Genomic DNA, 13,691 nt, shown 5'->3' on the forward strand with positions numbered 1-13,691 from the left:
GGTCGCGGATGAAGGCGGGCAACGCTTCCCGATCAATGCGCAGAACTGTCTGCACTGGAAGTCCTGTGATAGCAAAGATCCGGCCCAGAGCATCACCTGGGTCACCCCTGAAGGTATGGGCGGTCCGAACTACCCGAACATGTAATTTCGGATAGTTTGGTCAAATAACGGCGGGAACATTACCCGCCGTTTTTGTTTGTGTAGGAGATAGGATTCAGATCGAGTCCGTCAGTGTGTGGAATAAACCCGCAATCTGTTCCCGCATCCACTGATGCTCCACATCCGCGTGATAGCGCCGGTGCCACAACAGCCGAATCGCCACCGGTTCCAGTTCACTGAACGGCAACGGTAACGCCACCAGCTCCTGTGATCGGGGCAACACGCGAAAGACACGCTTACCCGCGATCATGGCCAGGTTTGCGTCACACAAGGCGTTCATCGCAGTCATCAGGTTATTGGTCTCCAGCATCACATCGCGACTCAGGTCTTCGCCAAAGAGCAGCTGATCCAGCTGGCGATGCTCGTTAAAGCCAGGAATCCAGAAGTGGATAAACGGCAGCCCCACTAACTGCTCTAAACTCATCGGCCCAGCAGCCAATGGATGATCCCGTCGCAACAGACACACCGGCTCTTCATAACAGATCACCTTGGAATGGATGTTGGCGGGTGCCTCATCCCCCAGGTTTAGGATGAAATCCAACTGGCCAGACGCCAGCGATTCCATACTGTAGGTTTCCAGGTTGACGATCTTCAAGCGGACATGGGGTGCCGTTTCTTTCAGTCTGTCTAATAGCGGCGCCACAATAATCTGCGAGAACAGATCCAGCATACCGATACGAAACGTTCTTCTTAGCTGAGAGGGGTCGACCTTCACCGGCGCCACCAACCGCAACATGTCATCCAGCAACGGGCGCAACATTTGATGTAATTGCTCAGCCCTTGGTGAGGGTGACAAGCCATGGGATTGTCGGATGAACAGCTCATCCCCAAACAGCTGACGCAAGCGCTGAAGGTTTCGGCTCATCGCCGGTTGTGACAGATCCAGCCGCTCCGCCGCGCGTGATACGCTGCGCTCTTCCATCAACGCGTTGAACGCCACCAGCAGGCGCAGGTCTACCTTGCCCAGATCATCCGGATTCATGCGGTCTCATTTTCTTCCAAGCTTCGATAACCGATACGGTACATCATCGTGTATAGCACCGGTACCACGATCAGGGTCAGCACCGTGGCAACACCCAGACCAAAGGTGATCACCACGGCCATGCTGGCGAAGAAGTCATCAAACAACAGCGGAATCATCCCAAGGATGGTGGTGATCGCTGCCATACACACCGGTCGAACACGACTGACTGCAGACTCGAACACCGCCTGATAAGGTTCCTGTCCTGACGCCAATGCAAGGTTGATCTGATCCAACAAGACAATCCCGTTCTTCAACAGCATACCCGACAGACTGAGGAACCCCAGCAGCGCCATAAAGCCAAACGGCAGATCCAGCACCAGCAGCCCAAGCGTCACACCGGTGATTGCCAGCGGCACTGTCGCCCAAATGACCAACGCCTTACGTAGCGCATTAAACAGCAAGACCGTAATCACGAACATGCTCAGGAAACCGATCGGCATTGCTTCCAAGAGGGGCGCCTGCGCATCACGGGAACTCTCGTATTCACCGCCCCACTCCAGGCTATACCCGGCTGGCAGGTCGATCGCCTCGATCTGAGGTTGCACGCGGCTCAGCAAGGCACTGGCAGGCTCTTCGCTCAGCGGATCGGGATCTGCCAATACAGTGATGGTGCGTTTACGATCACGACGCATGATCAGCGAGTCTTCCCACTCCACGTCAAAGCCGCCCACGATCTGCTCCACCGGAATGTACGACTGGTATACCGGGCTCCACACTTTCAAGTCCGGCAGGTTATCAATATTCAGGCGCTCATCATCCGGCGTACGGGCGATGATCGGCATCAGGGTTGCGCCGTCGCGGTAAAGACCGATCGTCTTTCCGCTAAAGTTCATCTGCAGCATCGAGTCCAGATCCTGTTTGCTCACACCGACCCTGCGTGCCTGAGCCTCCTGGAATTGTGGCCGGATGATCTTGCTGCGTTCACGCCAATCGTGGCGAATGTTTGCAGCCATTGGATCGGCCTGAAGCACCGACTGCACTTCAGTTGCCAGAGCACGGAGTTGATCGGGCTCTGGCCCACTGATCCGCACCTCGATTTTGGCGTTGGTGGACGGACCGATCTCAAGACGTTTCAGTTTGAACTGGGCATGACTGTACTCTTCTGCCAGATGCGTGTTGAGGTCCTGCATCAGGCTGCCGATCCCTTCGGTATCGTGGGTTCGAATCAATAGCTGACTATAAGCGGCGTAACTCTTCTCCGGTCCATAGGTGAGCATAAAACGCAGCGCACCTTTGCCGGTGGTTGTCGCCACGTAATCCACACGCGTATCTTCCATCAACCAGGCTTCGATCTCCGCCGTTTCTGCGGCGGTATCACGGATATCAGAACCCTGTACACGCCAGTAGTCCACCAGGAACATCGGCGTGGTCGATGCGGGGAAAAACACCTGCTTTACCGAAGCAAAACCCACCACCGCGACCACGGTCGCAACCAATACAACCGCCACCGTTCCCCAGCGAAAGCGCATACAGAGATCCAGCAGCCAGCGATAGGCTGTAAAGAACAATCCCTGGTAGGGATCATCCGCGCCCTTCTCTTCATCCATCGACGTCTCACCAAAAAAGAGACTGCAGAAGAACGGCGTCAGGGTAATGGCTGTCACCCACGAGAGCAGCAATGAGATTAGCAATACGTAAAATAGCGAGCCTGCAAATTCACCGGTGGCGTCCGGCGACAGACCAATGGGTGCAAATGCAATCACAGCGATTACGGTAGCTCCCAACAGTGGCCACTGGGTGTGGCGCACAATCAGGCTTGCCGCTTCCAGCCGATCCAGGCCACGCTTCATATTGATCAGCACACCTTCGGTCACCACGATGGCGTTATCCACCAGCATCCCCAGTGCGATAATCAGCGCCCCCAGCGAGATACGCTGTAAGTCGATGGCAAAGACCTTCATGAAGATAAAGGTGCCCAGAATGGTTAGTAGCAGGATCAAACCAATCAGTACACCACTGCGGACGCCCATAAACACCAGCAACACCAGGATGACGATACCGACAGCCGCGGCAAGGTTATACAGGAAGCTGTTGACCGACTTTTCCACCTCCTGGGGCTGGTTGTAGAGCTGGGAGACCTCCATCCCAATCGGACGGGCATACTCCAGTTCGCTAAGACGCTCATCAATCGCAGCGCCAACGTCCACCACATTCACGCCGGACGCAAAGGAGATACCCAGGTGCAGGGATGGCTGGTTATTGAAGCTGACCAAATTGCTAGGTACTTCCGCGTAACCACGCTTGATCTCCGCCACATCCCCCAAGCGAATCAGCTTACTCTGGCCGGGTTCACTCAGGATCAGCTCTTCCAACTCGCTGATATCGGTAAACTCACCGGTTGGCGAGATACGGATATACTCGCTGCCCACACGCACGTAGCCTGCGTTGGAGACCACATTCTGTGTGGCCAGCAGGTTATAGATAGTATCGAGGTTGATACCCAGGTTGTTCAGCTTGATACGGGAGATCTCGAGCTGCACCTCTTCCTGCTGACGACCGGCCTGCTCTACTTTGCCCACCCCCGGCACCAGCACCAGTTCACGGCGCAAGAAGTCTGCGTAGTCGGCTAGCTCTTCGTATTGGTAACCATCCCCCGTAACCGCCAGAAGAATGCCGTACACATCCCCAAAGTCATCATTGATCAGAGGCGTGCCGACACCCGGTGGTAGATTGGGGTGGTAGTCGTTTACCTTACGTCGCAGCTCATCCCAGATCTGGCGCAGTTCATCACCGGCATAGATGCTCTTCATCTCTACCGTAATCTGCGACATGCCTGGCGAACTGATGGAGCGAACGGTATCCACATAAGCCAACTGCTGGACAACGTTCTCCAGCGGGAAGGTGACCTCCTCTTCCACCTGCATGGCGGAAGCCCCTGGATAGGCGGTGATGATCATCGCCTCCTTGATGGTGAACTCCGGATCTTCCAGTTGCCCCAATCCCAGGAAAGACACACTGCCGCCCACCAACAGCAGCAACGCCACCATCCAACTGGTGACCTTGTGACGGATAAAGTATTCAGCGCTGTTCATCAGATGCCACGCTCCCGCTTCCACTGACGAACTTTCATCCCTTCACGCAAGTGATGTACCCCTGCAACCACCACAATATCGCCGGCCTTCAAACCAGACAGAATCTCAATACCGTTGGAGGTAATTGCACCAATCTCCACATCAAACCGGCTTACCTGCATAGTCTCTGGTGATACCTTCCAGATCTGGCGAACGTTGCTGTTGAGGGGCGTATCCTCTGCCGCAAATACCGCTTCAACCGGCAGTACAAAACGCAAGGTGTCCAGCTCGAATACGCGGTTCAGGTCAAATTGCACCGATGCCGTCATTCCCGGAAACACCTCCAGTGATTCGGGACGCAGCATACTCAAAGTTACAGAGTAGGAACCGGTCTTCGGATCAGCCTCCGCCGCCCGTTCACGATACTCGGCTTTAAAGCTCTGATTCGGTAAGGCATCAAAGAAGATATCTGCGCGCTGCTGACGGGCATCCGGCTTGGTAGGCAGCGCCACGATCCACTCCGGCACCTGAAACTCGATATCGATCTGGTCGCCCGACTGAATAACGATGACCGGCTCTTTGGCCTGCACATTCTGGAAGTTTTCCACCAGACGGTGGGAGACCGTACCATCATATGGCGCACGCAGTTCGGTGTACTTCATATCCAGTTCGGCACGCTTGAGCGAAGCACGCGCCACATCCAGTTCAGCCCGCTTTTCATCATACAAAGACGCCGACACCAGCTTGCGTTTCAGCATTGCGTCGAAACGGTCGTACTGCGCTTTAGCCAAACGGTATTGGGCACGACGCTCGTCCAGCACCACCTGATAATCGGCCGGATCAAGGCGCGCCAACAACTGCCCTTTCTTAACGGGCTCCCCCTCCTGGATCTTCAACTCCTTAAGCTCACCCGGGATACGGAACGCCAGTTCGGTACGGGAGGTCGCCTTCACCTCAGCAGGGAATGTTCGGATCTGCTGATCCAGGGGATTCTCGATCACCAGCAGCTTCGCAGGACGCACAACCTCCTGACCAGAACCAGTCTCCTGAGCCTGCGCAGTTCCCAGGAATAGAATGCCGGATACAACCAACATCAGTTTTCGCCAAAGCACGGATTCGACCTCGTTAACTCGGTGTAGAAACATTCGCACAACATACCGAGTTAAGTATGGAACAAAAACAAAACGAGACAGATAGATGATATGCGCATGACGCATATCACAACGATATAAATTCACCCAACTTGGCCTACTCAAGCCCGTTTCGGATTAGACCACTGTGCCAGAAGCGATAGGACCAAACTTCCTTCAGTGTTATGCACTTGATAACCATCAACGCCGCTACGGGCCTTCGAGGCTACCCTGCCCTCCCTTCTAACAATAAGAATGAGGTGACTGCGATGGATCTGACCCGTTACGTGAATACCTTTGGTAAGGCCATGCGCCAGAAACATGGCTGCAAAGTTCATAAGGTGTCGATCAACGCCGCATTCACCTGCCCGAATCGCGACGCCACCAAAGGGATAGGCGGCTGCACCTTCTGCAACAACGCCTCGTTTAACGTCAACGCGCAAAACGCGCCAACCATTGATCAGCAGCTCTGCGAAGGCAAAGCGGTGGTCGGCCGCAAAAAGAACGCCAGTAAGTTCATCGCGTACTTCCAGGCCTATACCAGCACATACGGTGATGTTGCGCTGCTTGAACAGCGATATGAACAGGCGCTCCGCACGCCCGATGTGGTCGGTCTGTCGGTCGGTACGCGCCCGGACTGCGTTCCGGATGAAGTGTTACGACTGCTGGCGCGTTATCAGGAACAGGGCCACGAAGTGTGGCTGGAGCTGGGTTTGCAATCAGCAAATGACGAAGTACTGAGGCAGGTCAACCGCGGACATGACGTTGCCTGTTATAAAGACGCCATTAAACGCGCAAAGTCTTTCGGACTGCAGGTGTGCACCCATCTGATTGTGGGCCTACCTGGAGAAACACCTGAAGCCACCATCGACGCCGCAGCAATGGCCACCGACCACAACAGTGATGGCTTGAAAATCCACCCGCTGCATGTGGTCAAAGGCACCCAGATGGCCCGCCAGTTAAAGCTGGGAGAGATCCCGCCACTGAGTCAGGAGCAATATGTGGATGTGGTCACCCGAATTATCCGACAGGCACCTGACGAGCAAACGTTCCACCGCCTGACAGGGACAGCCAATGAGCAACTGCTATTGGCTCCCGGCTGGTGCCAACGTAAATGGTCTGTACTGAACGCAATTTATCACCGGCTGGCCACATGTCCTGCCACATAGAGATGTAAGCATTACCGATGAGCAGTAAACGCCCGAATCCTAGTAAACGTTTCGCCCACGAAGAGCCGGATACACTGGTGTATCAGATTGATGACCGTCTGTACGTAAACCTGACCGACCGCTGTACCTTGGCCTGTACCTTCTGCCCGAAACACAACGGCTGCACCGAGGTGAAGGGGCATGAACTTTATCTGTCGGAGCGACCGGCGGCGGACACGATCATTGAACTGATTGGTGATCCGACCCGCTACACCGAGATCGTATTCTGCGGTTTTGGCGAACCGACCCTGCGCCTGAAGGATTTGCTGACGGTCGCTAAGGCCGTCAAAGCCCAGGGCGGTAACACCCGCATCAATACCGATGGCCTGGCCAACCGGGTGCACAAACGTGATGTCACCGGCGAGATGGCGGAATGCATCGACGCCCTGTCGATCTCACTCAATGCCCAGGATGAAACCACCTACAACAAGCACTGCGAACCCAGCCTGAAAGGTTCTCACACCGAGGTTCTGAAATTCATCGAAGCCGCAGCCAAGGTAATCCCCGACGTATCCGCGACGGCTATTGATGGCCTGGAAGGGGTCGATGTGGCGCAGTGTGCAGCACTCGCTGAAGAACGTGGCGCCAAATTCCGTGCCCGTTACCTCGACGTTGTTGGTTAGGCCCTCAACCCATCGTTTAGCACCTACACTTAAATGACCGTTCCAGAACCATATACGACGATCATAAGGAGTGCTGACGATGTCTGAACAACACTGGATTCTAACCGCCCACTGCCCGAGCCGCTTGGGCACTGTCGATGCCGTGACTGGCCTGCTCTATCAACAGGAACAGTATATCGATGACCTGCAGTCCTTCGACGACAGATCACATCAGCACTTTTTCATCCGCGCCCAGTTCCGTCCCGAAAAGCAGTTCGACGAAGAGTCTTTTCGGACTGCGTTCGCGCCGCGAGCAGAGAAGTTTGGTATGGAGTGGAGCCTCACGCCCTCCAACCTCAAGTTCAAGGTGGTGATCATGGTTTCCAAGTTTGATCACTGCCTGAACGACCTGCTCTACCGTTACCGTATCGGTCAGCTGCCGATTGAGATCCCAGCGATCATCTCAAACCACCCGGATCTGAAACCGCTGGCAGACTGGCACAACATTCCCTATTTCCACCTGCCGATAACAGCGGAAACCAAGCCACAGCAGGAAGCGGAAGTCTGGAAGATTATCTGTGAGAACAATGCGGATCTGGTGGTGCTGGCCCGTTACATGCAGGTACTGTCGGAAGATATGTGCGAGAAACTTTCCGGTAAGGCGATCAACATCCACCACTCATTGCTGCCCGGCTTTAAAGGCGCACGCCCATACCATCAGGCATATGAGAAAGGGGTGAAACTGGTGGGCGCCACCGCACACTACGTGAATACCGATCTGGATGAAGGGCCGATCATCACACAGGGGATCGAGCCGGTGGATCACACTTACTATCCGGAAGACCTCACCGCGAAGGGACGTGATATCGAATGTGTCACCCTCGCCCGTGCGGTGCAGTACCACATCGAGCGACGGGTGTTCCCATACGGAAATCGATGCGTTGTATTCTCTGACTGATCTTAGTCACTCACCAAGGGTTGTTCGGCTTTCGGATCGGGAAACTTGGTCCGCAAGCCGTTCGCACCCAATACCTGGATATCGACCGGCACGCCCTCCTCATTCAGCTTCACCAATCCCAAACCACTGCCATTGTGCAGATGATGATCGTCGGTGGTAGGTCGCCGCGCCTTAATCCGCATCCGACGGCGCTTGGTAAACCAGTTAAGCGGTGAGCGGCTGCCATACATCACCCGGTTGAGCAGATCCAGCTTGGGCAGCAACGATGTCGGGAACTCGTTCTTCATACCACTGCAGGTGATCTGCCAGATATTCGGACTGTTCTTGCGAAAGCGGATCAGCACATCGTAAACAAAGGAGTAGTGCACATCACCGGACAAAATCACGAAATTCTGCGGTGTTTTTGGGTGCCGGAAGATGTTCAACAAGGTATTGGCGGATCCCGGGTGCGCCATCCAGTTTTCCGCATCCACCATCAGAGCATGGCCAAAATAGGTGAAGATACGCTGGATCGTTTCAATTAGCTTCACACCAAAGATCGGTGCCGGCGAGACCATTACCACCGCAGGTTCACCAATCAGCTCCTGCTGCATATCCGACAGAGCTTCCCAATCCATCAGACCGGATGGTTTTGCCAGCCGGCTTTCCGAGCGCCAACGCCGGGTGCGGGTATCCAGCACCACCAACTTAGGCGTTGTTGCCAGGCTGTAGTGCCAATGCTCAAAGTGCAACAGGGTATCGATCAATGCATCCTGACTGTCACAATCAGGGTCATCAAAGTAGTCATGGATCTGCTGCATAAACTCGGCCGGAAAGTGCTGTGGTGCGTTCCCCCAGCCCTGACAGAGCCAGTACCCGATCAGAGCATTGCCGATAATGCGGCGGGAGAATGGATTGCCATACGCCGCCTCTTCCCAGCCTCGGGTCAGGTTCCAGTCGTCGGTCACATCGTGATCGTCGAAGATCATATAGACCGGCATATGTGCCATGGCACGCTGTACGCCACCCAGCCCATCAACAAAGTGGGCCAGCTGCTTCTGCTCTTCCAGATATTTATCGCGATGAGGCTCGGATACGTCCTTTACACTGGTACGCACGTATTTCCAGAGCACCGGTGACCACACCAACAGGTACATGGCGATCACCTCGCCAAAGGTGATCAAGTGGTTGTGTGCACCATCCGCCGTAAAGATCGGCTTACGTGCGCCACCAAAAAACTTATCACGTAGGGTTTCGTTGGCTTTGTTATGTGGCAGCAGCTGTTCGCGCTGGTAATAACAGCAGGTGTTGGCGTAGAGATCATCACTGTCGGTAATCGTGGCACCTTTGATCTGTTCGCCATGAAGTCCCAGCAGTCGAATCACCTGATGAATCGCGGTCAGCATCGGACCAGCCACATCGTCGGCGTAGACCTGGTCACCGCTCATCAACAACAAGGATGGCCGCTTACGGTCATCCTGCAACGATTCCGAGATCAATTGGTCGGCCTGCAGTAGTCCGTCATCGCTGGCGTAATGGGGTTTGCGGCAAGAGCCGTGAAGAATTTGGTCGAGCTGCGTTTTAAGCACCAGCGTTGGCTCAGTCTCGCCGTCATACAGGAGATCTGGCTGAAGTTCTGCAAGGCGCTTTTCACCCGCTTCGCCGTTGATAATTAGGTCATAACCGAAGCGCTGGTTGGTTGGCAGCGGCTGTTCAAAGTGGAGATCAACCAAATAGACCCAGGCCCGTTCGCCAATGCGTAGACAATCGCAATGGGGCGATGCCAGTGGATACTGTTGCGTGGAGCCATCCGGCAGGGTCAGCTGCAGTGCTCCGTCCAACCTACGGCTGCTTACAAACCAGAGCACCATCTGTTCCGGCATCAAGCGCCGCACGATAGGCCCAGCAATCAATTCCGGTAATACCTGCTCCATTTCCCCATCCATACTTCAAGACTTTCAATTGCTTAGGTTAAGTATAAAGACCGCATTAGACAAACTTAGTGCCTTACCCAGATGATAAGTGCGCAACGTTAACTTTCCCTTAATTAAACAAAAACACCAAACTGAGCACAAAACCATCAACTGTTTCGAACTTTGGCCGATAACGTGGGATACTTAAGACGACTTTCAAAGAGTAGAACGGTATGAGCATTAACAATTTTGGTCAGTCGATTTCGGCGCAAGCCAAGCAACCCGACAAACCACAACAGTTTGGCCAGCAAGTATCCCAGCAGGCCCATGCCAAAAACGAAGCTAAACGCGCTGAACGTGCTGCAGAAACGCCTGCGATGACACCACAACAGCAGGCAAAGGCTGAACTCAATCGGTCCATCGTGGAAGCGTCCCTACAGGTTAATATCAATGCCGGTAACGAATCTCTCACGCTGGCATTTAAAGCCGCAACGGAAAAACTTAACGAGATTCTTGAGCCACAGCTCGGGCCCCGGGCAATCGATAACGCAGTAGACAGCGGACTGGACGTTTCCCCGGAAGCCACTGCTGACCGCATTGTGTCGCTGACAACCGGACTGTTCAGTGCGTTTCAGAATGCCAACCCTGACCTCCAAGGTAGCGAGTTGGTCGACCACTTTACCGACGTGATCGGCGGCGGCATCTTGCAGGGCTTTAACGAAGCACGAGAGATCCTGGATGGTATGGGCGTGCTTACCGAAGAGATCGCAGGCAATATTGACCAGACCTATGATCTGGTTACTGAAAAACTGGAGCAGTTCCGCATCGATAATGGCGGTTCTGATCGGAGTGCCGAAACTGATAGCAGCTCGGAAGAGACCGCTAGCGATACTCAACCACCTCCAACCGCACCCGCTGAATAATTCAAAAAAGGCCACTTACTCAGAAGTGGCCTTTTTATTATCTAAAGCACGCTAACCCTGTTACGCCCCTGCTCCTTGGCGTGATACAGCGCCCGGTCAGCTCTGTTGACCGTATCTTCAAAGTGATCGTCATCTTCACTCACCAGCGACACACCGATACTCACAGTGACATTAACGGCACCACCGTCAAAACCCATCGGCTGAGTCGAGATACCACTACGGATGCGCTCTGCGATGCTGAATGCATCTTCACTGCTACCGCCGGGTAACACCAGAATAAACTCTTCGCCACCGTAACGTCCCACGTTGCTGTAGTTACGTACTGCCTGTGCCAAATAGTCTGCAACCTGTTTCAGCACCTGGTCACCCACTACGTGACCGTAGTTGTCGTTGATCGATTTAAAATGGTCCAGATCGATCATCATCACGCTGTACGGGCTGTGCTCGGAACCAATGGACAAACGTTTGTAGCGCGAAAACTCCTGTTCGCCCCGTATTGCGATCTCACGGCGATTGATCAAACCGGTGAGGGAATCACGAATAGCCAGGTCATGCAGTTTTTCCTGGGCATCCAGCAGACGATTTACCGCCGTCTTCAGGAACAGATAAGCAATCGAGAACACCAACAGCAGCACCGATCCCAATACCACCACAGACATGGTGACGCCGTTCGCCACTTCATCCCTGAAGATGGTGGTGTCCTGATAGATTTCAAAGCAACCAACCACCACGCCATCCGCATTGCGGATCGGTACGTAGGTCTCGACCACGTCAACGTCAAATCGCTGCTCGGACTTAATGTCCAAAAACGATTCTTTTGTCTGCAGCTTGGATACCGGCTCACCCTGCAATGCTATTAGTAAATTAGGGTTGTTGGCGTTTTGCTGCCCAATAATCGAGCGGTCGGTGCTATAAACCACGGTACCGTTCAGGGAAAAAACCTTAACTTTGAGAATGCCGTGGGGAGACAGGAACTTGTCCATACGCTGGTCGAGCCTATCCAACGCGGCGGCGTCCAGATAATCCGTCAACGGTGATGCAGAATGGGAGGAAGGTTTAAGAAAGCGGCTTTCAATCGCAACAATCAACTCGCTGGTACGGATGGCATCCAGCTTGGAGACTTTGATTACGTAGCCTTGATACAACCAGTGAGTACCAGCGACAGCGGCAATCAGAATGATGCACGTCGCCAATGCGGCAACGACTTGTAGCAGACCGATCAGCTTTTGCGGGTCACGGCCAACTGCGCCATTGATACTGCTCATACAACTACTCTGCTGAATCCCGTTACTTCTAAATACGGAAGAGCAATCCTATCCCCACCGTTTTTCACAGTCTGCGCTGCAATAAGCTCTATGCTAATCGATCAATACGAAATGTATAGTGCCATTTTGTACGGAACCCAAAATCCAGGCATATGGAACGCGCCTGAAGTCAAAAAACAAAAAGGCCGCAACTCAAGTCGCGGCCTTTTTCACTCTTATGTCCCGTCCTGAATAACGTTGACACTTTTCGAGGAGCAACTCGGAGAGTGTTATGAAATCAAGCACTAAGCGTACTCAGTGTGACTATTCCCTCGCTTTTAAATTATCGGTTGTCGACCAAGTAGAAGCTGGCGAGTTAACGTATAAACAAGCTCAGAACCGTTACGGTATTCAAGGCCGTTCAACAGTATTAGTTTGGCTTCGCAAGCATGGCAGGCTAGATTGGTCTAAAGGAACACCGATAAAGCGTGCCAGCGTTATGTCAGACAAACCTTCAGAGCCAACCCCAGAGCAACGCATCAAAGAGCTTGAGCAAAAGCTGGCTGAAGTGCAGCAGAAAGCCGATTTCTTTGAAGCCGTGGTTGATGTCCTCAAGCGCGATCATGGGATCCGCGTCGTAAAAAAGCCGCGCGGCAAGTCATCGAAAAACGACAAGTCGTAGGGCTGACGGTGACTCGGGCTTGCCACATCCTCGGCATCAGTCGACAGGCCTATTACCAGCAATGTCAGCGTGCTAAGCAGCAAGCCAAGCGGTATCGCGCCATATTGGGGTATATTCAGCATGAGCGCATGTGTCAGCCGCAGTTAGGGACGCGTAAACTTCTGCACCTGCTGAATACCGAAACGGCGTTGAAAATCGGCAGGGATAAGCTCTTTGAGCTGCTTAGAGAACACCGCTTACTGGTTCAGCGACGCAGGGCATATCACAAGACCACGCAGAGCCATCACCGCTTCTGGTGTCATCCAAACCTGCTTAAGCCAAGTGCCGAACACGCACAAGCGACGCGGCCTGAGCAAATCTGGGTAGCCGATATCACGTACTTGCCTGTGAGGCATGGAGAGGCTTACCTAAGCCTGGTGACAGATGCGTATTCACGCAAAATCGTCGGCTATCACGTACACAGCGACCTGAAAGCAGAATCTGTTGTCACGGCTTACAAGAAGGCCTTGAGCGGTTACCAGAGGAATACAGAACTCATCCACCACTCTGATAGAGGCATACAGCACTGTTCGAAGCGGTACCAAGAGGTACACAGAAAGCACGGTGTGCGCTGTTCGATGACTGATGGGTATGACTGCTACCAGAACGCGCTGGCAGAGCGGGTGAATGGGATACTGAAAGGCGAGTATCTGCTAAGAAAACCCGATGATCTAGAACAAGCGGTCGTCATGGTTGATGAGTCGGTGCATCTCTACAATACACGACGGCCTCATATGGCCTTAAAATACAAAACGCCCGATGAGGTACATCGGGCGTTTTTAACCTGAAATAGTGTCAACCTATATCAGGACAAGACAT

The 13,691-nt window shown here is 53.6% G+C and carries 11 protein-coding genes; 6 read left to right on the forward strand and 5 right to left on the reverse strand.

From position 1 onward, the window contains the following. The coding region (locus ACEQ15_RS01385; RefSeq protein ID WP_370277203.1) for a 4Fe-4S dicluster domain-containing protein at positions 1-145 on the forward strand (145 nt) is incomplete at its 5' end. A gap of 69 nt (positions 146-214) precedes the next feature. Here ACEQ15_RS01385 and ACEQ15_RS01390 read toward each other — a convergent pair. Genes ACEQ15_RS01390 through ACEQ15_RS01400 form a run of 3 tightly spaced genes read right to left on the reverse strand, consistent with a single transcriptional unit; the run spans position 215 to position 5,288 of the window. Continuing rightward, positions 215-1,141 (reverse strand): LysR family transcriptional regulator, encoded by a 927-nt coding sequence (locus ACEQ15_RS01390; RefSeq protein ID WP_370277192.1) that lies wholly within the window; start codon positions 1,139-1,141, stop codon positions 215-217. Then, positions 1,138-4,215: an efflux RND transporter permease subunit gene (locus ACEQ15_RS01395; protein ID WP_370277193.1), complete on the reverse strand. Its 3,078-nt coding sequence runs from the start codon at positions 4,213-4,215 to the stop codon at positions 1,138-1,140. Before ACEQ15_RS01395 ends, ACEQ15_RS01390 begins: the two co-directional genes overlap by 4 nt. Continuing rightward, positions 4,215-5,288 carry an efflux RND transporter periplasmic adaptor subunit gene (locus ACEQ15_RS01400; RefSeq protein ID WP_370277194.1) on the reverse strand — a complete coding sequence of 358 codons (1,074 nt, stop codon included), beginning with the start codon at positions 5,286-5,288 and terminating at the stop codon, positions 4,215-4,217. Before ACEQ15_RS01400 ends, ACEQ15_RS01395 begins: the two co-directional genes overlap by 1 nt. A gap of 305 nt (positions 5,289-5,593) precedes the next feature. Here ACEQ15_RS01400 and ACEQ15_RS01405 point away from each other — a divergent pair, with 305 nt between their 5' ends. The 3 genes from ACEQ15_RS01405 to purU all read left to right on the forward strand — a co-directional run bounded on the left by ACEQ15_RS01405 (position 5,594) and on the right by purU (position 8,092). Then, positions 5,594-6,493 (forward strand): TIGR01212 family radical SAM protein, encoded by a 900-nt coding sequence (locus ACEQ15_RS01405; RefSeq protein WP_370277195.1) that lies wholly within the window; start codon positions 5,594-5,596, stop codon positions 6,491-6,493. 17 nt (positions 6,494-6,510) lie between these two features. Continuing rightward, the gene (locus ACEQ15_RS01410) at positions 6,511-7,155 is read left to right on the forward strand and encodes a TatD family nuclease-associated radical SAM protein (RefSeq protein ID WP_370277197.1); all 645 of its coding nucleotides are present in this window, start codon (positions 6,511-6,513) and stop codon (positions 7,153-7,155) included. 79 nt (positions 7,156-7,234) lie between these two features. Then, a complete protein-coding gene (purU, locus tag ACEQ15_RS01415) occupies positions 7,235-8,092 on the forward strand; it encodes a formyltetrahydrofolate deformylase (protein ID WP_370277198.1) in 858 nt (285 codons plus the stop codon). A gap of 2 nt (positions 8,093-8,094) precedes the next feature. On the opposite strand, the gene ACEQ15_RS01420 is transcribed toward purU, so the two are convergent. After that, on the reverse strand, positions 8,095-10,005 hold the full coding sequence (locus ACEQ15_RS01420) for an alkaline phosphatase D family protein (RefSeq protein WP_370277199.1): 1,911 nt from the start codon (positions 10,003-10,005) through the stop codon (positions 8,095-8,097). A gap of 212 nt (positions 10,006-10,217) precedes the next feature. Here ACEQ15_RS01420 and ACEQ15_RS01425 point away from each other — a divergent pair, with 212 nt between their 5' ends. Then, on the forward strand, positions 10,218-10,907 hold the full coding sequence (locus ACEQ15_RS01425) for a DUF5610 domain-containing protein (protein WP_370277200.1): 690 nt from the start codon (positions 10,218-10,220) through the stop codon (positions 10,905-10,907). A gap of 41 nt (positions 10,908-10,948) precedes the next feature. On the opposite strand, the gene ACEQ15_RS01430 is transcribed toward ACEQ15_RS01425, so the two are convergent. Then, the gene (locus ACEQ15_RS01430) at positions 10,949-12,172 is read right to left on the reverse strand and encodes a GGDEF domain-containing protein (protein ID WP_370277201.1); all 1,224 of its coding nucleotides are present in this window, start codon (positions 12,170-12,172) and stop codon (positions 10,949-10,951) included. 271 nt (positions 12,173-12,443) lie between these two features. Here ACEQ15_RS01430 and ACEQ15_RS01435 point away from each other — a divergent pair. Continuing rightward, positions 12,444-13,660, forward strand: a protein-coding gene (locus tag ACEQ15_RS01435; protein ID WP_370277202.1) for an IS3 family transposase whose coding sequence is annotated in 2 segments (ribosomal slippage) — positions 12,444-12,789 and positions 12,789-13,660 — 1,218 coding nt in all. Because the reading frame shifts where the segments join, the coding sequence is not laid out codon by codon here. The last annotated feature ends 31 nt before the right edge of the window (positions 13,661-13,691 follow it).

The organism is Pontibacterium sp. (assembly GCF_964228735.1).
In the GTDB taxonomy this organism is placed as follows: Bacteria; Pseudomonadota; Gammaproteobacteria; order Pseudomonadales; family Balneatricaceae; genus Pontibacterium.

What these genes read in the sequence shown, in the direction of transcription:
- ACEQ15_RS01410 (WP_370277197.1), top strand. Translation starts at nt 6,511, where the DNA reads ATGAGCAGTAAACGCCCGAATCCTAGTAAACGTTTCGCCCACGAAGAG.
- ACEQ15_RS01400 (WP_370277194.1), bottom strand. Translation starts at nt 5,288, where the DNA reads ATGTTGGTTGTATCCGGCATTCTATTCCTGGGAACTGCGCAGGCTCAG.
- ACEQ15_RS01390 (WP_370277192.1), bottom strand. Translation starts at nt 1,141, where the DNA reads ATGAATCCGGATGATCTGGGCAAGGTAGACCTGCGCCTGCTGGTGGCG.
- ACEQ15_RS01425 (WP_370277200.1), top strand. Translation starts at nt 10,218, where the DNA reads ATGAGCATTAACAATTTTGGTCAGTCGATTTCGGCGCAAGCCAAGCAA.
- ACEQ15_RS01395 (WP_370277193.1), bottom strand. Translation starts at nt 4,215, where the DNA reads ATGAACAGCGCTGAATACTTTATCCGTCACAAGGTCACCAGTTGGATG.
- ACEQ15_RS01405 (WP_370277195.1), top strand. Translation starts at nt 5,594, where the DNA reads ATGGATCTGACCCGTTACGTGAATACCTTTGGTAAGGCCATGCGCCAG.
- purU (WP_370277198.1), top strand. Translation starts at nt 7,235, where the DNA reads ATGTCTGAACAACACTGGATTCTAACCGCCCACTGCCCGAGCCGCTTG.
- ACEQ15_RS01430 (WP_370277201.1), bottom strand. Translation starts at nt 12,172, where the DNA reads ATGAGCAGTATCAATGGCGCAGTTGGCCGTGACCCGCAAAAGCTGATC.
- ACEQ15_RS01420 (WP_370277199.1), bottom strand. Translation starts at nt 10,005, where the DNA reads ATGGAGCAGGTATTACCGGAATTGATTGCTGGGCCTATCGTGCGGCGC.